Raw genomic sequence first — 25,809 nt, 5'->3', positions numbered from 1 at the left:
CTCCAATATAGGTAATATGATCATGCGTTCCCGGCGCGTCCGCGCCGTCGCGGGGGTCCGACCGGCGGCTTCGCCATGGGGGACGCCTCGGTGAGGGGTACGCCGCCCGAGCCCCGCCGCCCCCGCGTCATGCGGGGCGACTCCTTCCTGCGCCACGACTCGTCCTGCCATCGGTACCGGGTCGCGGCGCGGTCGAGCAACACCGCCGCATCCGCCACGGCGAACATCGGTTTCCGCCGAGCCAACGACGCAGTGAAGGGCATCCCATGAGTGGAACGATCCAGCAAGGCTTCTCCCGTCGTGGCCTCCTCGGCGGCGTCGCGGGGGCGGCGCTGAGCGTCGCCCTCGCGACGGAGGCCGGCGCGGCGCGGTCGCGGCCCGGCCGCCGTCCGCCGAACATCGTCTTCGTCTCCATCGACGACCTCGGCTGGGACGAACTCGGCTGCTACGGCAACACCTTCAACGAGACGCCCCGCATCGACCGGCTCGCGACAGAGGGGATGCGTTTCACCAACGCGTACGCCGCCGCGCCGCTGTGCTCGCCGACCCGCGCGGCGCTGGTCACCGGGCGCTACCCGGCGCGGACCGGGATCACCGATTTCCTTCGGGGCGAGAACGCGGCCGGTGACAAGCACCTGTCGCCCGACATCCCGACCGTGCCGGACGTGCTGGGCCCGTACGGGTACACCACCGGACTGATCGGCAAGTGGCACCTCACGGAGACCTACAGCGGACGGTACGACAGGCGGCCGGGCAACCCGTACGCCCACGGGTTCGACGAGGTGATCGCCTCCGAGCAGCGGTACATCGCCGACGGCGACTACTTCCACCCGTACTCCTTCATGCCGCAACTGCCGGCGCGCGAACCGGGCGAGTACCTCACCGACCGGCTCGCCGCCGAGGCCGTCGACTACCTCGCCCGCCACCGCGACCGGCCGTTCTTCCTCCACGTCTCCAACTACGCCGTGCACACGGCCCTCGCCGCCAAGCCGGAGCTGATCGCGAAGTACCGGGCCAAGCCGGGCGCCGACGAGGCCCCGAACCGTCCGGTGCTCGCCGCGATGCTCCAGAGCGTCGACGAACAGGTCGGCCGCATCGCCGACGCGCTGGCCGACCTCGGCCTGGCCGGCGACACCCTCCTGCTGGTCACCTCGGACAACGGCGGCCCGTACCGCGACGCGAACCGCCCCCTGCGCGGCGGCAAGGGCGACCTCTACGAGGGCGGGATCCGGGTACCGCTGGTCGCCCACTGGCCCGGCCGCGTGGGCGCGGGCCGGAGGGACGCCACGCCCACGAGCACCATCGACGTGCTCCCGACCGCCCTGGACCTCGCCGGCGGCGACCCGGGGGACGCGTTCGACGGCACGAGCATCGCCCCCGTTCTCACCGGCACCGGCGCCGTCGACCGCGACACCCTGTTCTGGGTCTATCCGCACTTCATCGGCCGGACCCATCCGCACGCCGCCGTCCGGTCCGGGCGGTTCAAGCTCGTGCAGCACCTCCGCGACGGGCGCACCGAGCTGTACCACCTGGGCCGCGACCCGGGGGAGACCACCGACGTGTCCGGGCACCACGTCGCGAAGACCCGACGGCTGCGGGCCCTCCTCGAGGCGCACATCGCCGACGTCGGCGTCCTTCCCGCCCCGCCGACGCCCGAGAACTATCCGACGCTCGAGCTCGATGAGCCCTTCGACACCGACCCGGCGCGGTGGAGCGTGCTGCCGGTGCCCGCCTCCTCGCACGCCGGCGAGGTCACCGTCGCCGGCGGGCGGCTCGCGGTGACGACGGACGAGATGACGCACCTGGTGTTCCGTTCCGAGATCGCCCCGGGATCCGACGCGGTGGCGATCGTGCTCGATCCGGGCACGTTCGCGGAGGCCGGCACGCAGGACACGGTCTTCGTCGGCCTCGCCAAGGACGCGGACGACTACCTGCTGTTCCGCTACCACAACGGGCTGCGCCGCGTCGGCTGGGACCTGCGCGTCAACGGCGGGCTCATCACCGCCGGCGCCGAGCCGCTGGACAACCTGGACGGCACCGTAAACCTCACCGGACCGGACGCCCGCTATGCGTTCGTGCTCCGCGGCACCTCGGCCACGGCCTACGCCGACCAGGGAGACGGCTGGGAGTTCCTGTTCACCGCCGACACCGGCGGCGCGCTCGACCTGAGCGACCCGGCCGTGCGCTCCCAGTACCGCTACGCCGCGGGCGTGCGCCTCGACGACGGCACCGTCACCCTCGACGGCCTCACCGCCCGAACGGCCTGACCGACCACGACCGGGACGCCCGTGAGCCGGCGTCCCGGTTGTGGCGCGATGGAACGGGCACCAGCTCGTGGGAAGCGCCGAACAGGGACGCCGCCGGCCGGCGACGGAGGCCGACGGGGAACGGGGAACTCCGATCATGATCACCGTTGAACACGTCGAACGACTGCTGGACGCCCGGGACCCCGAGGCCGCGCTGGTCATCGTGGGCGGCCGCGCCGAGGTGGTGCGGGGCGGGACGGACGCGGGCGGACTGCTGGTCGCCGAACGGCGGGACGTCCTCGGCAGGCTGGGGGACGAGCGGCCGTCGCCGGAGGCCCTGGAGAAGGTCGCCCGGGCGTTGGACACGGCGGTGTCGGAGATGGGCGGCTGACGACCCGCCCGGGCGTTGGTCACGCACAGTATGTGGATCGGTATGATTTCGTGCACATTCTGACCTGAGGCCATGCCCGGAGGGCGTCCGGTCCCTTACTCTCGGTCTCATTACCGAGTCGAGGAGGCCGGAGCGGTGGTGACGCGGCGGGGGAGGTTCCGGTACGCCGTCGTCGTCCTCGTCGGGCTGTTGAGCACCTGCTTGATGCTGACCCTGGGCCCGCCGCTGAGCGCCGGCTCCGAGGTCGCGGTCCCGACGGGCGCCTCGGTCGTCCGGGCGGTGTTCCCCGTCCCGGTGGAGGCGCTGACCGGCGCCGCCCAGAACGCGTGCCCGGAGAACGGCCCCTCCCAGGAGGAGCCCGGGACGGGTCACGCCCGACCGCGCTGCGAATCGCTCGGCCTCCGTCTCGTCAAGATGCCGGACGGCGGCACCGCGTCGTTCCTCGACGCCCCGCGCTCCTGGGCCATCGCCCCACCGCGCGGCTTCCACTGCCGTCCCCGCTGCACCGAACGACGGCCCGCGGGGACGCGGACACTCCTGCTCCAGGTGCTGCGGCGCTGACAGAGCGCCCCTCCCTGTGCAGCACCGGCCCCGGCCACGGCATGTCCCGGGCCCCGCCGGTCCCCCCTTTTCGGAACACCGTCCGCTCCATCGACGCGTCCGGCCGTCTCGCGCGGCGCGACGCACCTTGGAGGAATTTCGCATGCGCACTTTCATCGAGCACGCCCGATCGTTCCCCGCACGAGCCGCCGCCCAAGGGGATCGGCTCCACCGTCACGCGGACGGCCAGAACCCGTTCGCGCTGTTCATCACCTGTTCCGACTCTCGCGTCGTGCCGTCGCTGATCACCGGCGCACGGCCCGGGGAGCTGTTCGAGCTCCGCACGGCCGGCGGCATCGTGCCCGTCTACGACCTCGAACGGCCCACCGGCGAGGCGGCCACCATCGAGTTCGCCGTACGGTCCCTGGGGGTCGCCGACATCGTCGTCTGCGGACACTCCCAGTGCGCCGCCGTGGGCGCCCTGGTCCGCGGCGACGACCTGCCCGACGTCCCCGCCATGGGCACCTGGCTGTCCCACGCGGCCGAGCCCTCCGTTCAGGCGGAGGACGGCGACCTCTCCCTGGCGGTCCAGCGGCACGTGCTGGCCCAGATCGACCGGCTCCGCTCCTACCCGGCCGTCCGTGAACGGTTGGACGAGGGCGGCCTCGGCGTGCACGGCTGGTTCTACGAGGTGCACACCGGACGGGTCCTCACGCACGGGGCCTCCCGCGACACGTTCCTGCCGTTGTGAGGGCGCGCATGAGCCCCGCCGTCCTGCGGCGGGAGGTCTCCGCGTCGCTCGTGGTGTTCCTGGTGGCGCTGCCGTTGTGCGTGGGCATCGCGGTGGCCTCGGGGGTGCCCGCCGAACTCGGCCTGGTCACCGGCATCGTCGGCGGTCTGCTCGTCGGGCTGCTGCCGGGCAGCAGCCTCCAGGTCAGCGGTCCCGCGGCGGGCCTGACCGTGCTGGTGTTCGAGGCCGTGCACCGGTACGGGCTGCCCATGCTCGGGACGCTGGTGCTGGCCGCCGGGCTGCTCCAGGTCCTGCTGGGTCTCCTCAAGCTGGGACGCTGGTTCCGCGCCATCTCCCTCGCCGTCGTCGAGGGGATGCTCGCGGGGATCGGGTTGACCATCGTCCTCGGCCAGGTCTACGCGATGGCCGACACCGAGGCCCCCGGATCCGGCCTCGGCAAGATCGCCGGCCTGCCCGGTCTGCCGGGCGACGCGCTCGGCTCCGCCGGGTCCCGCGCCGCCCTGGCGGTCGGCGCGGCCACCGTCGCGGTGCTGGTGCTGTGGCCCCGGCTGCCCGCGAGGGCGCGGCCGCTGCCGGGGCCGCTGGCGGCGGTCCTGGCGGCCGTCGTCGCCACGGCGGCGTTCGACCTGCCGGTCGCCACCCTGGACGTGCAGGGACTGCTCGGGGTGATCCGGCCGCCGGGCACGGACGAACTGGCCCGGCTCGCCGAGGTCGGGGTGATCGGCAGCGTCATCGCCCTCGCCCTGATCTCCTCCGCGGAGAGCCTGTTCAGCGCCGCCGCCGTCGACCGGATGCACGACGGCCCCCGCACCGACTACGACAGGGAACTGCTGGCGCAGGGCACCGGCAACGCCGTCTGCGGCGTCCTCGGCGCGCTGCCGATGACGGCCGTGATCGTGCGGAGCGCCGCCAACGTGCAGGCGGGCGGGCGCACCAAGGCGTCCCGGGTGCTGCACGGCGTCTGGCTGCTGCTGTTCGCCGCCCTGTTCCCCGCCGCGCTGAGCCTCATCCCGCTCGCGGCGCTGGCGGGTGTCCTCGTCTACGCGGGCTGCAAGCTCATCCCCGCCGGGCGACTGCTCCCGCTGTGGCGGCACCACCGCGGCGAGGCGGTCATCCTGGCCTGCACCGCCGTCGCCGTCGTCGCGCTCAACCTGTTCGAGGGCGTCCTGCTGGGCCTGCTGCTGGCGGTGGTCAAGTCGGCGTGGGAGACCTCGCACGTCCACTTCGAGGTCGCCGACGACGGCGAGGGCCGGATCCGCGTGGCGCTCACCGGCAACGCGACCTTCCTGCGGCTGCCCAAGATGCTCGACACCCTGGAGGCGCTGCCCCGCGACAGGCCCATCGACCTGGACCTGTCCGGCGTCCGCCACCTCGACCACGCCTGCCGGACGGCCCTGACCACCTGGGCCGACCGCCACGACCGGGCGAACGCCCCCGGCGTCCGCGTACCCCCCGACCCGGTGGGCGCCGACCGCTGACGTGGCCGACCAGGCCACACGGTCATCACGCTCGTTCCCACGGCCGCCCGACGGACCATCCGCCGGGCGGCCGCCCCCTCCGCCGACGTGCCGTCACGGGCTCGGTGGGCCCTCTTCGCAAGGGCCGCACCGGCTCACGGTCACCGACACGGGCCCGCAGGCGGCGCGGGACGCGGTCGCGGCGGGTTCGGGTGTTCTGCCTGGGTAAGAGGCCGGAAGTCGATCCGCTCCCGGGGCGGCCGAGCGTTCACGGAAGGACCGCACACCATGCACACCTTGCAGACCGTGCCCGACGCCGACCTCGGCGTCACGCTGATGAAGGCCAACCACGTCGGCATCGCCGTACGGGATCTCGACCGCACGATCCACTTCTACGGGGCGTTGACCGGCCAGGACCCGTTCGTCACCGAGCCCATGCAGGGCGTGGAGGCGATGTACGGGCCCAAGGTCGCCGACCGCGTCGGGGAGGGCGGCGTCCGGTTGCGCTACGCGACCCTGCGCCTGTCCAACCTGAACATCGACATGATCCAGTTCGACGATCCGGAGATGGGCACGGCCAAGGCGCTGCCGACCGATGCCGGGGCCATGCACCTGTGCTTCGAGGTGAGCGACCTGCAGGCCGTCTACGACCGGATGACCGCCGCCGGCATCGAGTTCGACGCGCCGCCCTTCACGTTCACCGAGGAGCACGCCCGGCACGGCGCGGGCACGCAGGTGGCCTACTTCTCCGATCCCGACGGGGTCAACCTCGAACTGATCAAGCCCGCCGGGTCGTTCGACCGGGGCTGAGGCACGGCGTTCCTCGACTTTGGTCTCGAAGGCGTGGCCGGGTGGCCGATGCGGCCTTCCGTGCCCCGTTCCTAGCGTGGACTCATGGGACTCGCCATCAAAGGGATCTCCTACGCCATCGAGGACGCGCCCGCCGACGCCGTCCGTCGCAACCTTCGGGTCATCGCCGAGGACCTGCACTGCACCACGGTGATGCTGATCGGCACCGACACCGACGAGCACATGGCGGCCGCGCGCGCCGCGCTCGACGCCGGCCTCGACGTGTACGTCCGGCCGTACTGCGCCGACAGGCCCCGCCGTGACCTGCTGGCCCACCTCGAGCGGACCGCGACGGCCGCCGAGGAGCTGCGGGCGCGGCACCCGGGCCGGGTCACCCTGATGCTGGGCAGCGAGTTCTCGCTGACCTCCCCGGGGATGATCCCGGGACCGCGCGTGTTCGTTCGCCTGCAGATCCTGGTACGGCCCCGGCTGCGACGGTTGCTGGACCGGCGCATCACCCGCAGGTTGAACGACCTGCTCGCCGAGGCGTTGACCATCGCCCGGCGCCGTTTCGGCGGCCCGATCACCTACGCCTCGGGCGGCTGGGAGAAGGTCGATTGGACCGACTTCGACCTCGTCGGCGTGAACCTGTACCGGATCGGCACCGACCGCGCCGGCTACGAGGAACGGCTGCGGGCGCTGACCCGGGGCACGGACAAACCGGTCGTGATCACCGAGTTCGGATGCGGCGCCCACCTCGGAGCCGACGAACGGGGTCCGGGCTCGTTCCGGATCGTCAAGTGGTTCTCCGACCGGCCCCACGTCAAGGACGGTCACGTTCGCGACGAGGGCACCCAGGCCGCCTACCTGACCGAACTGATCGACCTCTACGCGGCGAACGGCGTCCACGGCTGCTTCGTCTTCACCTTCGCCATGCCGGACTTCCCCCACGAGCCCGACGATCCCCGGCACGACCTGGACATGGCCGGCTTCGGCATCGTCAAGGTCCGTCCGGACGACGTGTGGGCCTGGGACCCCAAGCAGGCGTTCCACGACGTCGCCCGGCGCTACGGCGACCTCTGACGCCGTCCCGTTCGCCTTCGGCGACCCGGGGGCTACGCGTCCTGGCGTCTGTCCGAACCCTCGGCTTCCGCTCCCGTCGGGATGGCCGGGGGCGGCACGAGGTCGGTCGCGATGTGGTCTCCGCGGCGCCGCGCGACCACGGACAGACCCGCACCCAGCAGGAGCAGCCCCACGACCAGCGAGATCAGGGGACCGGTGGTGCGGACGAGCACGATCTTCGCGCCGGCCTCGTCGGCGGTCCGCACGCCGGCTCGGCGGTCCCGTTCGACCATCCGCAGATCGAACTCGGCGACGGTGCGGCGGTCGACGCCGTCCTTGGTCCGCAGGCGCGAGACGACATGCTGGCGCGTGTCCACGGGAACGCCGCTGCGCGGCTCCACCCAGACGGTGACCCGGGCCTCGGAGGTGAGTTCGGCGTCGTAGCGCTTGGCGTCGTCAAGTCCGAGCAGCGCGCCCGGCAACTGCGTGTACTCGGCGGCCCGCGTGGGCTTGATGTGCTGGACGAATCGGTACGTCGAGACCCCGTCGATGCGCTCGACTCCGTCGAAGCGCGCCGGCCAGGTCCGCCGGGTGCCCGGATCGTAGATGGCGTAGTCGCGCTTGTGGACGTCGCCGAGGGGCCAGAGCGGGCCGAGCCCGTACTGCGGCACCGTGAGATCGTTGTCGACGGCGGCCCCGCAGCAGTTCCTGAGCTCGCCGGTCTTGCGGTCGATGGCCATCCGCCACAGCGAGACCCGCAGGTCCGCGCCGGTCTCGGCGTCCTCGACGACGATGAACGAGTCCCACACGGCGGTCCTGGCGTTGCTGGAGTCGGGGGCGCCGCGGACGGTGGCGGTGACGACCACCGAGGCCCCCTCGACCATGGCCATCCGACCGATGTCCAGATAGCGGGCGTTCTCTCCCACCAGGGTCACCTTGCTGTACTGGTTCACCGGGATCACCACCAGGCGATCGGCGATGTAACCGCGCAACAGCGGGGCCAGGGCGAGGGCGAAGCCGCCCAGCGCGCACAGCACGGTCACGACGAGGGTGTTCGTGGGGCGGGGCGACATGGTGAGCATGGTGACGCACTTCACAGTCGTCCGGTATGACGCATATGCGCGACTCTCCGGCCGTTCATCGCTGAATTCTCAGCGGGTGCACCCGTATAAGCAACCTGGGTTGACAAGGAGTGCATAGTCAACCTAGGTTGCTTGTATGTCGGATGGAGAGGTCCCCGTCTCGCAGAACCCGGCCGACGAGCTCGCCGCCGTGGTGGCGCTGCGTCGTCTGGCCGATCGGCTCGAGGACACCGCGGTCGAACGGGCGATGCGGGACGGCTGGAGTTGGCCGGAGGTCGCCGAGGCGCTCGGCGTCACCCGGCAGGCGGTGCACAAGAAGCACGCCCGGCGGCTGATCGCCGCCGGAGTCGGGCTTCGACGAAGGAGGAGCTGATGGCACGGATCTTCGACACGTTCCTCGGGTCGGTGATGGAGCGGGGCGCCGACGAGGCGCGGCGGGCCGGATCGGCGACCATCGAGGCCGAACACCTGCTGCTGGCGATCGCCGCCGAGCAGGAGGACGGCACGCGCGAGCTGCTCGACTCGGTCGGACTCGACCACGCGGCCCTCCGGGACGCGCTGGAGGAGGAGTTCCGGCAGGGACTCGCCGCGGCCGGGGTGTCGTTCGCCGGCGGGGACCTACCGGGCCCGGTCGGCGGTCGCCGCCCGTCCAAGGTGGGCGAGTCCGCCAAGCGCGCGCTCGAACGCGGCGTGGGCCCCGTGGGCCGCGGCGCCCGGAGGCCGGCGCACCTGCTGCTCGGGATCCTGAGCCTCAAGGCGGGCACGGTGCCGCGCGCGCTCGCCCTCGCGGGAGTCGACCGGGCAGATCTCGCCCGGCGCACGCAGGAGTCGCTCCCCGACGGCGAGTAGCCCCATCGCTCCGCGCCCGCCCCCGGGTGTTTCTCGTTCCTCAAGGCGCGTGGCCGCTGTCCGGCCGTGGGACGCGTGCGGCGTCGGCGTAGCGGGCTGCGAGGTCCGCGAACGCGGTGGCCAGTCGGGGTGGGCCGATGACTTCGATGCCGGCGTCGAAGCGGCCGATGGCGGCGGCGAGTCCCGTCCATGACCAGGAGCCGAGGGTGAGTCGGCAGCGATGGGGGCCGAGTTCCTCGACGATTCCGTCCTGGGCGAAGGGGGCGACCTCGGCGGCGGGGAGATGGAGGACGACCTCGCCTCGGCAGGGCCAATCGGTGGTGGTGCCGTCGTTGCCGCGGAACCGGCCGGTGATGAAGGCGGAGAGATCGGCTCCGGGGACTTCGCGGGGGACGAAGCGGGGACCGGTGGGCGTACGGGGTCGGATGCGGTCGACGCGGAAGGTGCGCCAGTCCTCACGGTCGAGGTCCCATGCCACCAGGTACCAGCGCCCACGCCAGGTGACCAGGTGGTGGGGCTGTGTGCGGCGGAGGTCGTCGGCCGGGCCGTAGTCGAAGCGCAGTTCCTCGTGGGCGTGGAGGGCTCGGCTCAGGTCCAGGAGGATTTGCGCGTCGACTCGGGGGGCGTCGCGCGCCCCAGGGGGTTGCACGGCGGTGATGCGCAGCAGGTCTATCCGGTGACGTAGGCGCGGCGGCATGACCTGGCGGAGGGTGGCCAGGGCCCGGATGGCGTCCTCGGCGACGGTGGTGCCGACGGCGGCGGTCTGCAGCGCCACGGCCAGGGCGACGGCCTGGTCGTCGTCGAACAGCAGGGGCGGCAGGTGAGCGCCGGCCTCCAGGCGGTAGCCGCCGGCGGGCCCCTTGACGGTCGTGATCGGGTATCCGAGTTCGCGCAGGCGGTCGATGTCGCGGCGCACGGTGCGCGTGGTGACGTCAAGTCGCTCGGCGAGGTCCTCGCCGGACCGGTCGCGGCGTGTCTGGAGCAGCGAGAGCAGCGAGAGCAGCCGGGAGGACGTGGTCTGCATGACCCCATTCTGCCCTCAGTAGAGGACACAACCTGTCCTCTATGGGTGTCATGGTGGGTCTCGAGCACTCGTCCCTCGCATCGAAGGCTAGGAGCAGGCATGTCCGTCACGACCACCACTCACCTGAACTTTCGAGGCTCCGCGCGTGAGGCGCTGGACTTCTACCGGTCCGTCTTCGGTGGCCGCACCGCCGTCGTCACCTACAAGGACGTCGGCAACGTGCAGAGTGAGAACGAGGCCGACTGGGTCACGTGGGGCGAGGTGGTCGGCGACAATGGCTTCCACGTCATGGCCTACGACGTGCCCTCGCAGTCGCCCTGGAACCAGGGCGAGAACCCGTTCTTCGTCTCTGTGCGCGGCGACGACGCCGAGGAGATCGGCAGCCTGTGGCACAGGCTCGCCGAGGGCTCGACCATCGTGCGTCCGCTGGAGCCCGCGCAGTGGGCGCCGCTGTACGGCATGCTCACCGATCGGTTCGGCGTCACGTGGGTCTTGGACGTCGCCGCCGCGTACAACGGCTGATCCGTGCCGAGCCGTGATCTGGGAACGCCATGACCGTCCTTGACGCCCGTACCCTCAACCGCGCCACCCTCGCCCGCCAGCACCTACTGGAGCGCGGCGACGCGTCCGTGCCGGAGGTGGTGGCCCACCTGTGTGGCATGCAGGCGCAAGAGCCCCAAGAGCCGTTCATCGGGCTGTGGTCTCGCCTGACCGACTTCAAGCCCGGGCAACTGGACGATGCGCTGATCGGCCGTACGGTGGTGCGCACCCACCTGATGCGCCGCACCGTTCACCTCGTCGCCGCTGACGACGCCCTCGCCTGGCGGGCTCGCCACGACGGCATGCTGCGGCAGCGAGTCCTGGGGACCTACCGGCGGGAACTGGCCGGCCTCGACCTGGACGAGGTCGCCGCCGCCGGTCGCGCGGTTATGGCCGACCAACGGCCCCGCACCATGAGGGAACTCGTCCAAGCCCTCGAGGAACGCTGGCCCGACCCACCGCACCGGGCCTTGGGCGAACTGCTCGTCGCGGCCCTCATTCCCATGGTGCAACTCCCGCCACGCGGCCTGTGGCACCGGACCGCCGGCGTCCGCAACCTGCCGTTGACCGCCTGGCTGGGGCGGGACATCGACCCCCTGCCCGCCGATGACGACGATCCCGTCGGGCGGCGACTGCTGCGCCGCTACCTCGCCGCCCACGGGCCCGCCGCCGCCGCGGACCTCCGCACCTGGTGCGGACTCGCCGGCCTTCCCGCCGCCATCAAAGCCGCCCGGGACGAGCTCGTCGTCTTCCGCGACGAACGCGGCCGCGAACTGCTCGACCTGCCCGACGCGCCCCGACCGCACCCCGACACCCCCGCGCCCGTTCGGTTCCTGCCGGCCTTCGACAACGCCATCCTCGGCTACCACGACCGTGGCCGCATCATCGACGCCCCCCACCTCGGTCTGTCCGTGGCGGGCCACCGCGCCGTCCTCGTCGACGGACGCGTCGCCGCCACCTGGACCGTGCGCGACCGACGACTCCACATCACCCCCCTACGTCCCCTCACCGCCTCCGAACGAGACGCCGTCCACGCCGAAGCCCAAGACCTGACCACCTTCCTCGACGAGGACATCGAGCACATCCGGCTCGACACCCAAGACTGACGACCATGGCCCGACGCCGACCGCAAGTGATGGTCGCTTCGCCACGTACGAAGACGTCCGGACCGCCCTGGAGGCGGGCGCGCGTGGCGGTCGATGGCCGGCCACGGGCGATGACTCCGGCGTCGGCTCGGTCAGGTCGCGGGCCGTGAGGTGGCGATGAGCCGGAGGACGAGATGGAGGTGCTCGCGGAAGCGCTGTTGGGCCCGTGGGTCCGACGACGGGCGGCGGCCCTCGGCGTCGAGGAGGCCGCCCTGGACGAAGCAGTTGATCGTCCAGATGGCGGTCCAGAGCGTGAGGTCGGCGTCCACGTGCGGGGGGACGGCCCGGCCGACCCGGGCGGCCACCTCCCTCATCCAGGGCGCGCCGAACCGTTCGTCGAAGTCGGTGAGGTCCTGGGCGTCGGACAGCCAGCGGTGCATCCACAGCGAGGGCATCTCCGGGTGCGCGAGGGAGAAGTCCAGGAACCCGTCGACCAGCCGCACCAGGCCGTCCGCGTCCGGGGTGAACTCGCGCAGGACCGGTTCGAGGTACGCGTCGCGTCGCCGGATGGTGCGCTCCATCACGGCGACGTAGATGTCGTGCTTGGTCGACGTGCCCAGGTCGGTGCCGGAGGCCTCCGCGATCATCCGCCCGGTGACGGCGTCATAGCCCAGTTGGGCGAACAATCGAGTCGCGGTGTCCAGCACCAGTCCCTCGTCATCGGCCACCTCGCTCACCTCCCCTGCGACTGTTCAACCGGCCCGTGGAACTCCGGCCGTCGCCCTGAACGGCGCTGACCGGGGCTATTCCCCTTTCCCGGGCGACTGATGCAGGGCACACAGGCCCGCGGTCCGGGCCGCGATGATCCCGAACACGGCCCGACCGATACCGATCACCGCCGGTCCAGGGGGTCGGTCCTGATCAGGAGAGGCGGGCCGGGCCTCCACAGCGTCCCGATCCGGGAACGCGGGCGGGCGGGCGGTCGCCTCGTGGCGCAGTGATCGGGTGATGGTCTCCGGGCCGTCTCGAGGATGCCGGGCGACGACCTCGTGGCGGATCGGGGGCGTCGCCGAGGCGGATGCCGGCGATGTCGAGTTGCGTCGCGGCGTGGAGCAGGTGGTCTTCCGGACCGAGGGCCACGGGTACGCGGGGGTTGAGGTGCAGCGCGATGGCGTCGGCGACCCGTTCGGCGAAGGCCGGTCCCGCTCCGGCGTCCGAGAGCGGCCGGCCCCTCGAGGAACCGACGGCCCGTGGACTCGATGGCCGTCCGGACCAGGTCCGCGCCGATCGCGGCGAACGTGTCCGGATGCTCGCCGCGAATGGCCGCCTAGGCCCGTGCGTCCAGGTCGAATGGCCGCCTAGGCCCCCGCGTCCAGGTCGGGAGGCTCGCGGGCGAGACGGTCGGCGAACCGGCTCGCACCGTCCATCACCTCGTGCATGCGGATTCCCGGAGCGCCGCCCTCGGCCTTCACAAGGCGATCGGCTGCATGGGGCTTCAAGGCTTGCGGGCGAGTCCGCCGTACATGAGTTTTTGGCCGACGGACAGTTCGTGCTCGGGTGGTACGGGCCCGTCGGGGCGCCATAGCGGGAGTGGGACGATGCCGGGTTGCAGGAGTTGCAGGCCGTCGAAGTAATCGGTGATCTCTTCGATGGTGCGGAAACGGCCGGTGCCCAGCAGGGCGAGGTATTGCTTCTCGGCGTCGCGCGCCTGCGGGCTGGAGGCGCAGAAATGGGTGATGAAGAGGTGGCTGCCGGAGGGGACGGCGTTCATGTAGGCGTCGACGATGCCCTTGGGATCCTCGTCGTCGTGCAGATGGTGCAGGATCCCGACCAGGAGGACCGCCACCGGGCGGTCCAGGTCGATGAGTCGGGTGACGTTGGGGTCGTTGAGCACGGTCGCGGGGTCGCGCAGGTCGGCGGTGACGACGGTGGTGTGGTCGTTCTCGGCAAGGAGGGCGCGTCCGTGGGCCAGGACGATCGGGTCGTTGTCGATGTAGACGACGTTGGCGTCGGGGGTGTGGCGTTGGGCGACCTGGTGGGTGTTCTCGACGGTGGGCAGGCCCGAGCCGAGGTCGAGGAACTGGCGGATGCCGAGTTCGGCCAGGTGGCGGACGCCGCGGCCGAGGATGTGGCGGTTGTGGGCGGCGACGTCGTAGATCTCGGGGATGACCTCGGTGATCTGCGCGACGAACGCGCGGTCGGCCTCGAAGTTGTCCTTGCCGTGCAGGACGACGTCGTAGGCCCGCGCGATGCTGGGCTTGGTGATGTCGATGCCGCGGGAGGCCCACTTGTCGGGTTGTTCGGTCACGTCCGTCATCGCGCGCTCCCCGCCCGTCCCATGTCGCCCATCTCGGAGGGGATCTTACGGCCGGACCACCCCGTACGTCCCCGAAACCGCGGCTTTCCGGCCGGTCCGGCCGGTCCGTCCCGCTGGAGCCGCCGCCAGGGGCCTGAGGGGCCCGAGGGCGGGTCAGTCGTCCACGTCGACGCCATGACGCCGTGCGAGTTCCGCGAGGCCGAAGTCGTAGCCCTGGCCGACCGCGCGCAGCCGCCATGAGGGACCCCGGCGGTAGATCTCGGCGAGCAGCAGGGTGCGTTCGGTGGTCGCGGCGTCCAGGGTGGCCTGGGCCAGCAGCGCCTCGCCGACACCGGGCCCCGCGGTGATCTCGATGGCCCCGACGTCGCCGAAGGCGGCCTCGCCGTCGAGGGCCGCGGCCACGATGATCCTGCGGACCTGCGGCGGCGGAACGGACAGGTCGACGATGACCGACTGCTCGGTCGGGCCGTCGGTGGCCAGCCTCACACCCGCGCCGGGACCGTCCGGGGCGCCGTAGAAGACGAAGTCGTCGTCCGATCCGACCTGGTCGTCCTCGTCGACCGCAAAGGCGACCAGGTCGATCTCGCAGCCGGTCTGCTGGGCCCAGCTCGCGGTCACCGTCCAGGTCGTCGCGTCGGCGGTGACGGGCAGGTCGATGACGGCGCCCAGACGAAGGACGACCGGCGCCGTTCGGGTCGCGATGGACTGCGGGCCCGCGGCGGTGGAGCCGAGCCAGTCCTCCCGGTGGACGGGCACTTCCAGCGCGGTGATGCGCCCCATCCGGCGGTCGTCGTCGGCACCGGGGAGGGCGACCACATCGGTGACGCCGGCGGAGAGGTTGACCGCGGCGGCACCGCCCAACTCCGTGACACGGGTTCGGGCCGCGGCTGCCCGAGGGTGGGTGCCGCCGAGGACGAGCACCCGCCTGCCCAGCAGTCGTCCCTCGCGGGAAGGGTTCGACGCCCGCGGCGGGGGAGAGGCCCCGGGGTCCGCCGGGGAGTCGTCGTGCCGTACCCCGGGGCGGACGTCGGCCAGCAGACGCACGAAGGTGTCCTCATCGATGATCGGGACGCCCTCGGAGACGGCGCGGCGCGCCTTGGCGGTGCTCGTATGCGGGTCGTTGGCGACCAGCAGGCTGGTGAACCGGCTGACGGTGGTCATGACGTTCAGGCCCGCGTCGGCCGCCTGCGCCTCCAGTTCGTCGCGCGGCGGCGTGGTCTCGCCCGTGAAGGCCACCTTCATGCCCTGAACGAGGGGACCGTCTGCGGCCATCCTCCCCGGGCACCGGAACATGCAGGGGACCTTGTGGGTCCGCCGGGCGAAGGCGCCGCCGTTCTTCGGCGGGCAGGAGACCAGCGGTAGGGGGAGCCCGAGTTCGGCCGATCCGGCGAGCGAGCCGCGCAGCACCCCGGCGAGCACCCTGACGTCGTCGCGCGCATCGTGGGCCCGCAGTTGCCGCACGCCGTAATGGGCGGCCAGCGTGCCGAGCCTCAGGTCGGGAGTGGGCGGAGCGATGCGCCTGTTCAATGCCAGCGTGCACAACCGCCGTTCGACCGGAAGGCGGACCCCGGCGCCGCTGAATTCGCGCTCCAGGAAGTTGTAGTCGAAGTGCGCATTGTGGGCGACCATCACCCGCCCTTCGAGCAGGCCCGCAACTCGTTCGGCGACCTTGTCGAAGGTGGGGGATCCGCGCAGCCGCTCCGCGGTCAGCCCGTGAATGTGCACCGGCCCCGGATCACATCCCGGATCCAGCAGGGTGGAGAATTCCTCGACCGGTTCGCCGTCCGCCCCGAGGGTCAGCACGGCCACTGACAGCACCCGGTGGAGGCCGGGCCGCAGACCCGAGGTCTCGACATCGACGAGCGCCCAGTCATGGGCATAGGTGAGTGCGTCGAAATCGTCCGACGCCGCCGAGAGCACAGCCATGCGCGGCAGGATCCCACGCTTTCCACCGACCGGCAGGGAAATGGAGATTTCGCCCGATAAAGGCGATGGTGTCACCATGATGGCAGGTGATCGTTCGTCTCTCGCCGCCTATGCCGCCGGCGGCTTCGATCATGGGGCGTCAGGTCGCGTGGCAGCGAACAATGGCGCGGTGCCTTGAGACGACGTCCCGGGAGGTGCAGTGCGGCGGTGAAAGGAGAACGACCTGTCGATGGCGGGCGTTCACGCGGTCGCCGTGGGCCGCCGCACGCCGTGGACGGGGCGGTCGATGCGCTGGATGTAGTGCAGGCGGTCGTCGATCGGGTTGTCCGGCTCCAGGTCCCCCTCGGCGACCCGGGTGAAGCCGGCCTTCTCCAGGGCCCGCCAGGACGGGCGGTTGGCCGCCACCACCGGGACCAGGACGCAGGTCGCCTGCGGATGTTCGTCCCAGATCTTGTGCAGCATCGACTCGATCATGCGCGGGCCGAGGCCCCGGCCGACATGCCGGAGGTCGCCGATCAGGTAGTCGATGCTCATCGCCCCCGGGGGGACGTCGGTCACCGCGGACAGCTCCGCCACGTAACGGGGCTCGTCGGCCAGCCGAAGGCGCTGAACCAGGCCGAACGGCCGTCCGTCCAGGAGGGCGAGGTGATCCTCGGTGGGATCAAGGCCCGCGGCGGAGGGGCCGAAGTCGCGGGTCACGGCCTCGATCGAGTGCTCCTGGTTCCACCAGCGGGCCACGTGGGGCTGTGCGAGCCATTGTCCGAGCAGCGGGAAGTCCCGCTCGTGGACTCGGCGCCAGGTGATCATCATGGTGTCCCGGAAGCGTGTCGGCGGCGGTGGTAGCGGGCCTGGCGATCGCGGTGCCCGCACGAGGGATGGCACCAGCGGCGTCGCGAATGGTTCTTGACGTAGAGCATCGAGCAGCCCGGTCCCGTGCATCGCCGCGGGGACCGGGCGGGCGGCGCGGTCAGCACCGCGATGCAGTCGGCGGCGATGCGGCCGAGGACGGCGGCGTCGCCGGTCGCGAGATCGACGTTCCGACGGAGGCGCGTGCCGTCGGTGGCCCATTCGAGTCGCGGATGCGTCGGTACGACGGTGGCGTACTCGTTGAGGAGATCGACCATGCGCGGGTCGGGCGCTCGCGCCCCGGCGGCCGCCGACAGCAGATGACGGACACAGTCCCGCAGCTCCCGCACACGCGGGGCGTCACGGCCCAGGCCGGCCGTGACCATGAGGCCGTGCTCGGCCCCGACGAGCGAGAACCACAGGTCGATCCACTCCGGCGACCGCAGGAAGTCGACCTGCCGTGCCCCGCTGCCGTAGAGGGTGTTCGCCAGTTCCACCGCCACGGGCTCCGAGCCGAGGATCGGAAAATCCGGAACGTCCATGGTTCTGACGGTAGCAGAGTCTTGCAACCGTCAGCATTGAGCCGAGGAGCGACCTCCTCCACGGGCTCGCGGAAGAAGGCGCGACCTCACGCGTCCGTCCTGATGACGGGCCGGTCAGGGCAGGTTCTCGAGCCGGTCCCAGAGGGCGCAGTGGTGCTGGAATCGGAAGGCGCTGCGGCTGGACGTCCCGGGTAGGCCACCCGGCTGTAGTTCTCGGTAGGAGGTGGCGGCCTTTCGGTAGCGGCTCCAGGCGGGTAGACCCGGGTCGTCGGGCCGGCCGGTGGCGGCGAACCGGGCCCAGTACTGGATCATCTGGTGCGCGAGCGCCCGCTGCCCGCCGTCGAACCGGTCCCAGTGGGGGTTGAAGAGGTACGGGATCTCGGCCGCGTGGGCGGCGCCGAGCCGCAGACCGGGGATGGGCAACGGGCTCGGCGCCTGCGGGTCGTTGAACTGGTAGGCGTAGGTGGGTGTGTGCCGTGTCGCGGCGCGGATGAACCGGTCGGTGTGGCAACTGAAGAGGGCGTCGGTGTACACCGCCGACAGAGCCTGGCCGGGCGATCCGTACCGTGCCGAGGCATAGACGGCCGGCACGGTCCGGCCGGCGGTCGGGCCGAACAGCTCGATCACCGCGGCCCGATACTCGGCCTCTGTGGGCGGCCGGCCGAGCGTGCCGTCGAACATGAGGGCGGTGACGAAGTTGCCCTCCTCCCGGTTCACGCCGCCGATGACGGGGACCTCGGCGAGCCGCCCGGCCTTGACCAGCTTCATCGGGTCATCGGGCAGCAGCACGCCGTCGACGACGGGCCCCCACAAGCCGGTGAGGCTCTCGACCACACCGCCGATCGGTATCGCGTCGACCAATTCGCTGTACGGCTTGGCACGCAGGCACGCGAGCCGCTCGGGCCCGTCCGCGCAGCCGACCTTCGCCGCAGCCTGGTGTCCCTTGCGGTACGCGGTGTCGATTCGAGTGTCGAACAGCGGGATGGAGCAGGTCCCGCTCTGCATGACCGCCCGGTGGAACAGGCCCTCGGCGGTCGGCGACACCATGTTCAGACAGGTGCTGATGCCCCCGGCGGACTCGCCGAAGAGCGTGATCCGCGCTTTGTCGCCCCCGAACCGCCCGATGTTGCGCTGCACCCACCGCAACGCCGCCTGCTGGTCCTGCAGACCATGGTTGAGCCCCGGTCCCTCGGCCTTCAACTCGGGCAACGCCAAGAACCCGAGCGCGCCCAGCCGATAGTTGATGGTGACCACGACGGCGTCGGCCATCGGGGCCAGCGCCCGGGAGTCGTAGTCCGCGCCGTTGCCCAGGGTGAACCCGCCGCCGTGCACCCAGACCATCACCGGAAGGTCGGCCCCGGCGGCGGCGTCGGGAGGCGTGTAGACGTTCAGATAGAGACAGTCCTCGACGCCGGACGGCGGTGCGCCCAGCAGCCCCGGCTGCGGACAGGACGGAGCGCGCCCGGTGGCATCGCGTTCCCCGTTCCAGACGGCGGCCGGCCGTGGCGCCCTCCACCGCAGTTCACCGATCGGCGGCGCGGCGTAAGGGATGTTCAGGAACTGTCGATGGCCCTGCGTCGCCTCGCCGCGCAGATCCCCCGTCTCGATCCTCACCAGCGCCGGATCGCCCGGAACGCCCGCCTCGGACGCGGCCGGCGACGGTGCCCCGGAGCACACGACCGGACATGCCAGCGCCACCGCAACGAGAAGACGACCCATGAACCGCTGAGCCATTCCGTTCTCCTCAGGCAGAGGAGGAGCCACCCCGAGCAGCTCACCGAGAGATGCGACTCACATCACACGACACATCAAGTCACAACCGAACGGCGGAGTCTTGTCAGCCGGCCCACAACCAGGGTCCGACCTCACAGGAGCCGCAGCCACTCGTAGATCACGGCGATGTGGAGGGCGGCTCTCGTACACGACCGCGTTCATCCCTGAACGCGGGGCCGGTTGAACCTTTGTTGGACGTCGGCGTGGGAGAGGGCGGTCGCGGCGAAGGGAAAGGTCCCCCGGTCGTACATGTCGCGGGCGGCGGTCTCGATGGTGGCGAGGGCGGCGCGGGCCAGACTTCCGCCGATGGTGATGCGGGCGACGCCCGCCCGGCTCAGCTCCGCCACGGTCCTGGATGCGCCGGTGAGGCCGGCGACGATGTTCAGGGGAGCGGGGATGCGGTCGGCCAGCGCGGCGATGGTGTCCAGATCATCGACGCCGGGGACGAAGATGCAGTCGGCGCCGGCGTCGATGTACCGTTCGGCGCGCCGTAGCGTCTCGGCGAACGGGTCGGGCGTCCCGGCCAGGTAGGTGTCGGTGCGGGCGTTCAGCACGAACGTGCCCTTGGGGGCGATCCGGCGCGCGACACCGATCCGTTCGGCCGCCCGCGCGGCGTCCAGCAGGGTGGGCGCGCCGGGCAGGATGTCCTCGAGGTTGACACCCACCACGCCGATCGCGACGGCCTCGGCGACCGACTCGGCCACGTCGTCGGGGTCGGGGCCGTACCCGGACTCCAGATCGGCGGTGACCGGCACGTCGGTCGCGGCGACGATCTGCGCGATCCGGGCCGTCATCGCCCGACGATCCAGGGCCCCGTCCGGGACTCCGTGGCTGAAGGCGATGCCGGCGCTGGTGGTCGCCAGGGCGGGGAACCCCGCCTGCTCCATGATCCGCGCGGAGCCGCCGTCCCACACGTTGGGGATCACCAGCGGTTCGGGGCCGTGATGCAGGGCCAGGAACGCGGAGGCCTGCTCGCGGCGTCGTTCGTCGGTCATGGCCGCCACTCTAAGGTTCCGGCCGGCCGTCCGTTGTGCGGCCCTCGGGCCCTGGTCGGCGCGCTTCGACGGTTGACATGAAACCAAATGGTTTCCTATGGTGGGTGGTGTGGAAAAGGTGTTCAAGGCATTGGCGGATCCGACGCGCCGGGAGCTGCTCGACGAGCTGTTCCGGCGGGACGGGCAGTCGTTGAACGGGTTGGCGGCCCGGTTCGCGATGACGAGGGTCGCCGTGGCCAAGCACCTTCGTCTGCTCGAGGAGGCCGGCCTGGTCGTGTCGGAGCGGCGGGGCAGGGAAAAGTTGCACTTCCTGAACCCCGTGCCGATCCGCCTCGTCCATGACCGCTGGGTCGGCAAGTACACCGAGACGTGGGCCGCCGGCCTCGTCGACCTGAAACGACATCTGGAGGCACGCGTGGAGAAGGTGTTCGAGATCTTCATCCGCACCACGCCGGAACGGCTGTGGCAGGCGATCACCGATCCCGAGACGCGGGCGCGGTTCCAGTTCGGCGCCCGCGTGGAATCGGACTGGAACACGGGCTCCGCCTACCGGGTCACCCACGGAGGGGCCGGCGGGCTGATCGAGGGCGAGAACCTCGAGGTCGACCCGCCCCGGCGGCTCGTGCAGACCTACCACGCCATCTGGGACGACGACATCGCCGCCCAGGGCACCAGCCGGGTGACCTGGCAGATCGAGCAGGTCGGCGACAGTTGCCGGCTCGTCGTCCGGCACGACGGGCTCGCCGTCGACGCCGACGAGCACCTCTACGGCGGCTGGCCGATGATCCTGTCCGGGCTCAAGACCTGGCTGGAGACCGGCACGGAGCTCACCACACCCGGCTCACTCATGTACGGAGGCGAATCATCATGACCGCACGCACCGACACCGGCACGACGCTGGACAAGACGTTCACCGCGACGCTGCGCAAGAGCCCGAACAAGGGCGGCTGGACCTATGTCGTGATGCCCGGCTCGGCCGAGTTCTTCGGCACCCGCGGCCTGGTCAAGGTCCGGGGCCGGGTCGACGGCGAGCCGTTCCAGGGCTCGTTCATGGCGCTCGGCGACGGCACGCACAAGCTCGCGTTCACCGCCGACACCCGCGCCCGCATCGGCAAGCGGGCCGGCGACACCGTCACCGTCACCCTCGACGAGCGGATCGCGCGATGACCGCCCCGGCGAAGGTCATCACGGGTGTCCGCACCGTCAGCGTGCCCGTCACCGACCAGGAACGGGCGCTGCGGTTCTACGTCGACACGCTCGGCTTCACCGTGCTGCGCGACGGGCCGATCCCGACCGGGCGGTGGATCGAACTCGCGCCCGGCGACGAGGACGGCGTCGTGGTCACGCTGGACCACGCCACCGCGGACGTCGGCCGCGGCCCGATCATGATCCGGTTCACCACCGACGACGCGGCGGCGGCGCACGCCGCCCTCACCGACGCCGGCGTCGACACCGACGAGGTCCTCACATGGCCCGGCGTGCCGCCGATGTTCGCCTTCCGCGACCCCGACGGCAACGCCTTCTCCATCACCGAGTCCTGACACGTTCGCCACCAAGACCGGCCAGCCCCACCGCACCCTGGAAGTCCCCCAAGGACTTCGCCGAGGCCCTCAAACGCCATGCGCGTCAGCCGGCACAGCGGCTCAGGACAGGGTGGCGTTCTTCGCCCAGCACACCAAGTCCGCGCGACAACGAAAAGGCCCCGGACCAATGTCCGAGACCTTCGATGACCTGCTGTGACCGGGTGGCCCTTGTTGGCCCCCTATTCTAACCCCCGTTTGAGAGCGGACGAGCTGGAAGCGCTGGTCAAGAAGCCGCCGTCACTGAGTGATCCACTGCCCGAAACGGAGCCTCGCAGTACTACGAAATCTGTCAAAAAGGTGAAGAATCAACCACCCGGCAGTGCTGACAACCGACGCTCCTTCCAATTCCGCCAGTGTGCGCTCAACCATGAAAGTGTTGGAGGTGAGGGCAATGCGTGATGGGGCAACTGTACGACGACTTGAGAGACCCCGGCACGCACCTTAGGGACATCACGCTGCTCGAAGAACATGCGCCGGCGTACCTGCGCTCGCCGTCCACCAGGTAGCTCTCCTGGTCGACCAGCCGCATGTCGTCGGCGAGCGCCTCATCGCCATGCGTGCACCTCGCGACGGCGCCCTGACACCGGCGGCCGTGGTTTGCCGGTTCTTGTCTCTCATTGTCGACGGAGCGATCATGCCGAGCGGTCGGGTTTTAGGGCACGGCTGGGATTCAGCGGGCGTCGGCCCAGCCGATGGGGTGATCAGGAAGTGAGCAGAGAACGGTCTGGAGGGTGTGCAGTTCTTGATCGCACCGTGGTCGGGACGGGGAAGATCACGTCCCTCGCGCGATCGAGGAGCGGTCCATGAGACGTTCGTTCAAGTCGTGGAGACCCCACAGGGTCGCCGCCCTGACCGTCGGGCCGGCCGTCGGCATGTCGTTGGGGGTCGTGCCGGCGCGGGCGGTGCCGGGCGTGCCTTCGGCGGTCTTCGACCCGGACAATGTGCGGTCGGTCTTCCTCTATGACCAGACGGCCCAGCAGTTCGACCCTCCGGTCGGGTCCGGCTCATTCGACGAGTACAAGGCCGCCGGGTACATGATCGTCGACCTCGACATCGAGTCCAACGGGACGGTCTACCGGGTCGGCTCGGTGTGGCAGGAGAATACCGACGGCCGCGATTGGAGACTCGAACGCGACCTGGACGGGACGGCCTTCGGCCTCGCGTGGGATGACGCGGTCGCCGACGGCATGCGGTTGGTCGACCAGGAGAGCTACCTGGTGGACGGCGAGCGCCGGTACGCCGGGGTCTGGGTCGAGAACATCGAGGGGCTGGACTGGGCCTCCCGACGGGACATGGACGAGCAGACCCTCGACACGTTCAACACGCAACAGCAGAGCGTGTCGGGGCAACCGCGCATGCCCATCGACATCGACCAGTACGTGACCTCGGCGGGTGTGCGCTGGGCGGCGGTCTGGGTGGAGAACACCGAGAACCTGGACTGACGTCTGGAAACCAACATGTCGGAACAGGAGGTGTCGGACAAGTTCGACGAGAACGCGGGCTTCCGGATGCTCGGTCTCAACTCCACCCCGACGGCGAACGGCCAGCGGTACACCGGGATCTGGGTGCGCAACCGCAACAATCGGAGCTGGGGCATGTACCGCGACATGACCCGCAAGCAGCTCACCGACAACTGGAACCGGCTGAGCGACGAGGGCTACCGCGTGGTCGCCTTCGATCGGTACGAGACACCGGTCGGAACCCGCTACGCCGCCGTCTGGCGGCAGAACTCCACGCGCTTCAACCGAGCCTACAAGAGGCGCGTTGACACCCGGATCCAAGCGGAGCTCGGTACGTCCGGGATCCCCGGCGTCAGCGTCGCCGTCTACGAGAACGGCGTCTCCAGGTACCAGCGCGGCTTCGGCCGGGCCGACAGGGCCGGCGACATCCCGATGGACAGCCGTCACGTCGGTGACCTCCGCCTCGGTCAGCAAGGCCGTCGCCGGCGTCCTGACCATGAAGATGGTCGAAGCGGACGAGGTGAACCTGTCCACCCCCACGCGCAATTACGTGCCGACGATGCCCACAGAGCACGCCCACACCATCGGCCAACTGTTGAGCAACCGCGGCTGCGTCCGCGACTACGACGACGATGGCGAGACCTGGGATGACATGCCGTACGCGAGCGCCCTGGACGCGTCCCGCATGTTCTGGAACGACGACCTGGTGTGCACCCCGCCGACCTACCACTACTCCACGCACGGCTACACGCTGCTGGGCGCCGCCCTGGAGGCCGCCGCCGAGGCCGGGAACATCAGGCACTGGTGCGCGACTGGTTGACCACGCCTCACGAGCTGGAGACCCTCCGGCCGTCGGACCTCGGCGACACCGCCGTCCGCCGCATGATCCAGTACGACTCCGGCAACAATGTGGTCCAGCGACATCGAGGACTGGAAGACCCTGGGCGGCGGCCTGGAATCGACGGTCGTCGACCTGGCCCGCTTCGGTGACAAGCTCGCTCGGAACGAGATCATCTCCCCGACCTCCCAGACCACCATGTGGACCCCGCCCGACACCACCAACCCCTACGCCTACGGCTGGGAGATGGACTCCACCATCCCCGGTCGCCTCATCGCCACCAAGACCGGGAGGCAGAACCCCGGCGCCTTGTCCTACCTGGAGATCCACCCCGACCAGAACATCACCATCGCCGTCCTGATGAACAGCACCAGGATGTTGGACACCAACAGGGCGAGGACCCTCGGCGTGTGCATCAGGAACATCATCCTGAGCCCCACCACATCCACGGCCACCTGCTGAGAGGGCCCAACCCCGAGAACCACGAAACGAACAGAAGCACGGTGACCGTCGAGCCACGGCTCGACGGTCACACCCCACAGCCCGCAGCGAACCACCAAGATCACACCGCAGGGCCGCAGGGCGGCCGGGCGGAGGCTCACACCACGTCGCCATCCCGGCCCACGACGGCCACTCCGGCGAAATCACGGGACGTCAAGCCGCCACGACCGCACAAGTCCGGCCCCCAACTTCAGATGCCGCCACGAACGGACTCAGGTGTCCCTGCCGCATCTTCGGTCAGGGGGCACGCCGACACTCTCGGGGCTATCGAGTGAGCCGGTTCCGGTGTTGGTCTGGAAGGAGTACGTCTCGTGTATCTACGTATACATCCGTCGGCCAGGCCCCGGGTCGGTGCTGCGAGGGTGCGGGCCGGTGAGTGGACGCGGCGGCCGACCGCCAACAACTCGGCGGCGAACGCCATCACAGCCGCGTCCCGCGGTCCGGAGACCGGCCCAGCCGGGCGATCACGTCGTCCTTCTTCTCGACCTGGATCTTGGGAAGGATACCGGTGGTGATGCTCCACGTCGGGTGGTCAGGTTGTCTGGTGGCAGCATGACCTGCGCGTCGAACCCCGGATCCAGCAGTTCCCTCATGTGCCAGTTGCCGACGCTGCGGAGGTTGAAGAAGCCGTACTCCCGGTCACGGGTGCGGGCCTGTCGACTGGCACGTCCACGCGGTCGGGCAGAAGTGGCTCTCCCGCCGGGGGGAGGTCGACGCGAGCGAGCTGTTCGGCACCCCGCCGCGAGAGGACCCGAACCGCCCCTACCGCTACGACACCAAGCCCATGGTCTCGGTCTCCTGGCAGGACGCCGAGGCCCTGTGCGCCCGGCTGAGCACCGACCGCGTCCGCTGCCGGCTGCCCACCGAGGCCGAGTGGGAACGTGCCGCGCGCGGCGGGCTCGCCGGCCGCCGCCCCCTTGGGGTGACGCGCCGCCGACCGCCGACCGCTGCGACTTCGGCCGCTTCGACGAGTGCTCCATCCTGCCGATGCGGTCCCTGCCGCCCAACGCCTACGGCCTGTACGCGATGACCGGCTCGGTGTGGGAGTGGAGGTCCAGCCGGTACGACGCGCAGGGCTACCTGCCGGACGCCCCGCCCCTGCCGCCGGACGCCGAAAGGGTCCTCCGAGGCGGCTCATCGAAGGACTGCGCGGAGGTCGTCACCGTGTTGTTCCGGATGTCGCGCCCCTCGGGGGACGGCGGGCCGGTCAGG

The 25,809-nt window shown here is 70.9% G+C and carries 28 protein-coding genes and 2 pseudogenes; 21 read left to right on the top strand and 9 right to left on the bottom strand.

What is annotated here, in order from left to right; translation table 11 throughout:
• Positions 1 to 75: 75 nt before the first annotated feature.
• The 8 genes from DFJ69_RS00660 to DFJ69_RS00625 all read left to right on the top strand — a co-directional run bounded on the left by DFJ69_RS00660 (position 76) and on the right by DFJ69_RS00625 (position 7,257).
• Positions 76 to 270, top strand: a complete 195-nt coding sequence (locus tag DFJ69_RS00660) for an SUMF1/EgtB/PvdO family nonheme iron enzyme (protein WP_116020676.1) — start codon at positions 76 to 78, stop codon at positions 268 to 270.
• Positions 267 to 2,267 carry a sulfatase gene (locus tag DFJ69_RS00655; protein WP_116020675.1) on the top strand — a complete coding sequence of 667 codons (2,001 nt, stop codon included), beginning with the start codon at positions 267 to 269 and terminating at the stop codon, positions 2,265 to 2,267. The genes DFJ69_RS00660 and DFJ69_RS00655 overlap by 4 nt, the downstream gene beginning before the upstream one ends.
• 136 nt (positions 2,268 to 2,403) lie before the next feature.
• Positions 2,404 to 2,637 (top strand): hypothetical protein, encoded by a 234-nt coding sequence (locus tag DFJ69_RS00650; RefSeq protein WP_245973898.1) that lies wholly within the window; start codon positions 2,404 to 2,406, stop codon positions 2,635 to 2,637.
• 135 nt (positions 2,638 to 2,772) lie between these two features.
• Positions 2,773 to 3,198, top strand: coding sequence for a hypothetical protein (locus DFJ69_RS00645; RefSeq protein WP_116020674.1), 426 nt, complete (start codon positions 2,773 to 2,775; stop codon positions 3,196 to 3,198).
• 142 nt (positions 3,199 to 3,340) lie between these two features.
• Complete coding sequence (locus tag DFJ69_RS00640) at positions 3,341 to 3,928, top strand: carbonic anhydrase (protein WP_116020673.1); 588 nt, start codon at positions 3,341 to 3,343, stop codon at positions 3,926 to 3,928.
• 8 nt (positions 3,929 to 3,936) lie between these two features.
• Complete coding sequence (locus tag DFJ69_RS00635) at positions 3,937 to 5,406, top strand: SulP family inorganic anion transporter (protein WP_116020672.1); 1,470 nt, start codon at positions 3,937 to 3,939, stop codon at positions 5,404 to 5,406.
• 267 nt (positions 5,407 to 5,673) lie between these two features.
• On the top strand, positions 5,674 to 6,195 hold the full coding sequence (locus tag DFJ69_RS00630) for a VOC family protein (protein ID WP_116020671.1): 522 nt from the start codon (positions 5,674 to 5,676) through the stop codon (positions 6,193 to 6,195).
• Between the two features lie 84 nt (positions 6,196 to 6,279).
• Positions 6,280 to 7,257: a glycoside hydrolase family 113 protein gene (locus DFJ69_RS00625; RefSeq protein ID WP_116020670.1), complete on the top strand. Its 978-nt coding sequence runs from the start codon at positions 6,280 to 6,282 to the stop codon at positions 7,255 to 7,257.
• 32 nt (positions 7,258 to 7,289) lie between these two features.
• Here DFJ69_RS00625 and pgfA read toward each other — a convergent pair whose 3' ends face one another.
• Complete coding sequence (gene pgfA, locus DFJ69_RS00620) at positions 7,290 to 8,309, bottom strand: cell envelope lipid trafficking protein PgfA (RefSeq protein ID WP_170177494.1); 1,020 nt, start codon at positions 8,307 to 8,309, stop codon at positions 7,290 to 7,292.
• Between the two features lie 145 nt (positions 8,310 to 8,454).
• Here pgfA and DFJ69_RS00615 point away from each other — a divergent pair, with 145 nt between their 5' ends.
• Both DFJ69_RS00615 and DFJ69_RS00610 read left to right on the top strand, forming a co-directional pair.
• Positions 8,455 to 8,691, top strand: a complete 237-nt coding sequence (locus DFJ69_RS00615; protein ID WP_116020668.1) for a hypothetical protein — start codon at positions 8,455 to 8,457, stop codon at positions 8,689 to 8,691.
• Positions 8,691 to 9,167, top strand: coding sequence for a Clp protease N-terminal domain-containing protein (locus tag DFJ69_RS00610; protein ID WP_116020667.1), 477 nt, complete (start codon positions 8,691 to 8,693; stop codon positions 9,165 to 9,167). The genes DFJ69_RS00615 and DFJ69_RS00610 overlap by 1 nt, the downstream gene beginning before the upstream one ends.
• Positions 9,168 to 9,207: 40 nt before the next feature.
• On the opposite strand, the gene DFJ69_RS00605 is transcribed toward DFJ69_RS00610, so the two are convergent.
• Entirely contained in the window at positions 9,208 to 10,191 is a 984-nt protein-coding gene (locus tag DFJ69_RS00605) for a helix-turn-helix transcriptional regulator (protein WP_116020666.1), read from the bottom strand.
• 99 nt (positions 10,192 to 10,290) lie between these two features.
• Between DFJ69_RS00605 and DFJ69_RS00600 the strand changes: the two genes are divergently transcribed.
• Positions 10,291 to 10,713, top strand: coding sequence for a VOC family protein (locus tag DFJ69_RS00600; protein WP_116020665.1), 423 nt, complete (start codon positions 10,291 to 10,293; stop codon positions 10,711 to 10,713).
• A 29-nt stretch (positions 10,714 to 10,742) separates the two neighbouring features.
• Entirely contained in the window at positions 10,743 to 11,837 is a 1,095-nt protein-coding gene (locus DFJ69_RS00595; protein WP_116020664.1) for a winged helix DNA-binding domain-containing protein, read from the top strand.
• 131 nt (positions 11,838 to 11,968) lie between these two features.
• On the opposite strand, the gene DFJ69_RS00590 is transcribed toward DFJ69_RS00595, so the two are convergent.
• From DFJ69_RS00590 to DFJ69_RS00560, 7 genes are all read right to left on the bottom strand, one after another.
• On the bottom strand, positions 11,969 to 12,544 hold the full coding sequence (locus DFJ69_RS00590; RefSeq protein WP_170177493.1) for a TetR/AcrR family transcriptional regulator: 576 nt from the start codon (positions 12,542 to 12,544) through the stop codon (positions 11,969 to 11,971).
• Between the two features lie 767 nt (positions 12,545 to 13,311).
• Complete coding sequence (locus DFJ69_RS00585; protein ID WP_116020662.1) at positions 13,312 to 14,133, bottom strand: SAM-dependent methyltransferase; 822 nt, start codon at positions 14,131 to 14,133, stop codon at positions 13,312 to 13,314.
• A 153-nt stretch (positions 14,134 to 14,286) separates the two neighbouring features.
• Positions 14,287 to 16,059: a DEDDh family exonuclease gene (locus DFJ69_RS00580; RefSeq protein WP_116020661.1), complete on the bottom strand. Its 1,773-nt coding sequence runs from the start codon at positions 16,057 to 16,059 to the stop codon at positions 14,287 to 14,289.
• A 240-nt stretch (positions 16,060 to 16,299) separates the two neighbouring features.
• A complete protein-coding gene (locus DFJ69_RS00575; protein WP_211328460.1) occupies positions 16,300 to 16,869 on the bottom strand; it encodes a GNAT family N-acetyltransferase in 570 nt (189 codons plus the stop codon).
• Complete coding sequence (locus tag DFJ69_RS00570; RefSeq protein WP_116020659.1) at positions 16,866 to 17,447, bottom strand: CGNR zinc finger domain-containing protein; 582 nt, start codon at positions 17,445 to 17,447, stop codon at positions 16,866 to 16,868. Before DFJ69_RS00570 ends, DFJ69_RS00575 begins: the two co-directional genes overlap by 4 nt.
• Before the next feature lie 114 nt (positions 17,448 to 17,561).
• Positions 17,562 to 19,181: a carboxylesterase/lipase family protein gene (locus DFJ69_RS00565; protein ID WP_116020658.1), complete on the bottom strand. Its 1,620-nt coding sequence runs from the start codon at positions 19,179 to 19,181 to the stop codon at positions 17,562 to 17,564.
• A 197-nt stretch (positions 19,182 to 19,378) separates the two neighbouring features.
• A complete protein-coding gene (locus tag DFJ69_RS00560) occupies positions 19,379 to 20,215 on the bottom strand; it encodes an isocitrate lyase/PEP mutase family protein (RefSeq protein ID WP_116020657.1) in 837 nt (278 codons plus the stop codon).
• Between the two features lie 109 nt (positions 20,216 to 20,324).
• Between DFJ69_RS00560 and DFJ69_RS00555 the strand changes: the two genes are divergently transcribed.
• From DFJ69_RS00555 to DFJ69_RS36390, 9 genes and pseudogenes are all read left to right on the top strand, one after another.
• The gene (locus tag DFJ69_RS00555; protein ID WP_116020656.1) at positions 20,325 to 21,086 is read left to right on the top strand and encodes an ArsR/SmtB family transcription factor; all 762 of its coding nucleotides are present in this window, start codon (positions 20,325 to 20,327) and stop codon (positions 21,084 to 21,086) included.
• A complete protein-coding gene (locus tag DFJ69_RS00550; RefSeq protein WP_116020655.1) occupies positions 21,083 to 21,382 on the top strand; it encodes a DUF1905 domain-containing protein in 300 nt (99 codons plus the stop codon). The genes DFJ69_RS00555 and DFJ69_RS00550 overlap by 4 nt, the downstream gene beginning before the upstream one ends.
• Positions 21,379 to 21,756 (top strand): VOC family protein, encoded by a 378-nt coding sequence (locus tag DFJ69_RS00545; protein WP_116020654.1) that lies wholly within the window; start codon positions 21,379 to 21,381, stop codon positions 21,754 to 21,756. The genes DFJ69_RS00550 and DFJ69_RS00545 overlap by 4 nt, the downstream gene beginning before the upstream one ends.
• An 845-nt stretch (positions 21,757 to 22,601) precedes the next feature.
• Positions 22,602 to 23,240 carry a hypothetical protein gene (locus DFJ69_RS00540; RefSeq protein WP_116020653.1) on the top strand — a complete coding sequence of 213 codons (639 nt, stop codon included), beginning with the start codon at positions 22,602 to 22,604 and terminating at the stop codon, positions 23,238 to 23,240.
• A gap of 15 nt (positions 23,241 to 23,255) precedes the next feature.
• Positions 23,256 to 23,516, top strand: a pseudogene (locus DFJ69_RS36400) (hypothetical protein); the annotation flags it as partial.
• A 46-nt stretch (positions 23,517 to 23,562) separates the two neighbouring features.
• On the top strand, positions 23,563 to 24,078 hold the full coding sequence (locus DFJ69_RS35195; RefSeq protein WP_281275787.1) for a serine hydrolase: 516 nt from the start codon (positions 23,563 to 23,565) through the stop codon (positions 24,076 to 24,078).
• A gap of 87 nt (positions 24,079 to 24,165) precedes the next feature.
• Positions 24,166 to 24,558 (top strand): serine hydrolase, encoded by a 393-nt coding sequence (locus DFJ69_RS00530; protein WP_116020651.1) that lies wholly within the window; start codon positions 24,166 to 24,168, stop codon positions 24,556 to 24,558.
• Positions 24,559 to 25,321: 763 nt separating this feature from the next.
• A complete protein-coding gene (locus DFJ69_RS36395) occupies positions 25,322 to 25,627 on the top strand; it encodes a formylglycine-generating enzyme family protein (protein ID WP_425453414.1) in 306 nt (101 codons plus the stop codon).
• Positions 25,585 to 25,761, top strand: a pseudogene (locus tag DFJ69_RS36390) (SUMF1/EgtB/PvdO family nonheme iron enzyme); the annotation flags it as partial. The gene DFJ69_RS36395 and the pseudogene DFJ69_RS36390, both read left to right, overlap by 43 nt.
• Between the last annotated feature and the right edge of the window lie 48 nt (positions 25,762 to 25,809).

Source organism: Thermomonospora umbrina, from assembly GCF_003386555.1.
GTDB lineage: Bacteria > Actinomycetota > Actinomycetes > Streptosporangiales > Streptosporangiaceae > Thermomonospora > Thermomonospora umbrina.
The sequence above is the reverse complement of the archived record's forward strand: the minus strand, read 5'-3'. Positions and strand labels throughout refer to the sequence as shown.

Bases quoted from the DNA above. Each gene is read 5' to 3' on its own strand.
- DFJ69_RS00540 (WP_116020653.1), top strand. From the start codon at position 22,602: ATGAGACGTTCGTTCAAGTCGTGGAGACCCCACAGGGTCGCCGCCCTG.
- DFJ69_RS00550 (WP_116020655.1), top strand. From the start codon at position 21,083: ATGACCGCACGCACCGACACCGGCACGACGCTGGACAAGACGTTCACC.
- DFJ69_RS00560 (WP_116020657.1), bottom strand. From the start codon at position 20,215: ATGACCGACGAACGACGCCGCGAGCAGGCCTCCGCGTTCCTGGCCCTG.
- DFJ69_RS00575 (WP_211328460.1), bottom strand. From the start codon at position 16,869: ATGATGATCACCTGGCGCCGAGTCCACGAGCGGGACTTCCCGCTGCTC.
- DFJ69_RS00545 (WP_116020654.1), top strand. From the start codon at position 21,379: ATGACCGCCCCGGCGAAGGTCATCACGGGTGTCCGCACCGTCAGCGTG.
- DFJ69_RS00655 (WP_116020675.1), top strand. From the start codon at position 267: ATGAGTGGAACGATCCAGCAAGGCTTCTCCCGTCGTGGCCTCCTCGGC.
- DFJ69_RS00610 (WP_116020667.1), top strand. From the start codon at position 8,691: ATGGCACGGATCTTCGACACGTTCCTCGGGTCGGTGATGGAGCGGGGC.
- DFJ69_RS00530 (WP_116020651.1), top strand. From the start codon at position 24,166: ATGTGGTCCAGCGACATCGAGGACTGGAAGACCCTGGGCGGCGGCCTG.
- DFJ69_RS00625 (WP_116020670.1), top strand. From the start codon at position 6,280: ATGGGACTCGCCATCAAAGGGATCTCCTACGCCATCGAGGACGCGCCC.
- DFJ69_RS00635 (WP_116020672.1), top strand. From the start codon at position 3,937: ATGAGCCCCGCCGTCCTGCGGCGGGAGGTCTCCGCGTCGCTCGTGGTG.
- DFJ69_RS00595 (WP_116020664.1), top strand. From the start codon at position 10,743: ATGACCGTCCTTGACGCCCGTACCCTCAACCGCGCCACCCTCGCCCGC.
- DFJ69_RS00640 (WP_116020673.1), top strand. From the start codon at position 3,341: ATGCGCACTTTCATCGAGCACGCCCGATCGTTCCCCGCACGAGCCGCC.
- DFJ69_RS00615 (WP_116020668.1), top strand. From the start codon at position 8,455: ATGTCGGATGGAGAGGTCCCCGTCTCGCAGAACCCGGCCGACGAGCTC.
- DFJ69_RS00600 (WP_116020665.1), top strand. From the start codon at position 10,291: ATGTCCGTCACGACCACCACTCACCTGAACTTTCGAGGCTCCGCGCGT.
- DFJ69_RS00585 (WP_116020662.1), bottom strand. From the start codon at position 14,133: ATGACGGACGTGACCGAACAACCCGACAAGTGGGCCTCCCGCGGCATC.
- DFJ69_RS00580 (WP_116020661.1), bottom strand. From the start codon at position 16,059: ATGGCTGTGCTCTCGGCGGCGTCGGACGATTTCGACGCACTCACCTAT.
- DFJ69_RS00660 (WP_116020676.1), top strand. From the start codon at position 76: ATGGGGGACGCCTCGGTGAGGGGTACGCCGCCCGAGCCCCGCCGCCCC.
- pgfA (WP_170177494.1), bottom strand. From the start codon at position 8,309: ATGTCGCCCCGCCCCACGAACACCCTCGTCGTGACCGTGCTGTGCGCG.
- DFJ69_RS00605 (WP_116020666.1), bottom strand. From the start codon at position 10,191: ATGCAGACCACGTCCTCCCGGCTGCTCTCGCTGCTCTCGCTGCTCCAG.
- DFJ69_RS00650 (WP_245973898.1), top strand. From the start codon at position 2,404: ATGATCACCGTTGAACACGTCGAACGACTGCTGGACGCCCGGGACCCC.
- DFJ69_RS00565 (WP_116020658.1), bottom strand. From the start codon at position 19,181: ATGGCTCAGCGGTTCATGGGTCGTCTTCTCGTTGCGGTGGCGCTGGCA.
- DFJ69_RS00630 (WP_116020671.1), top strand. From the start codon at position 5,674: ATGCACACCTTGCAGACCGTGCCCGACGCCGACCTCGGCGTCACGCTG.
- DFJ69_RS00570 (WP_116020659.1), bottom strand. From the start codon at position 17,447: ATGGACGTTCCGGATTTTCCGATCCTCGGCTCGGAGCCCGTGGCGGTG.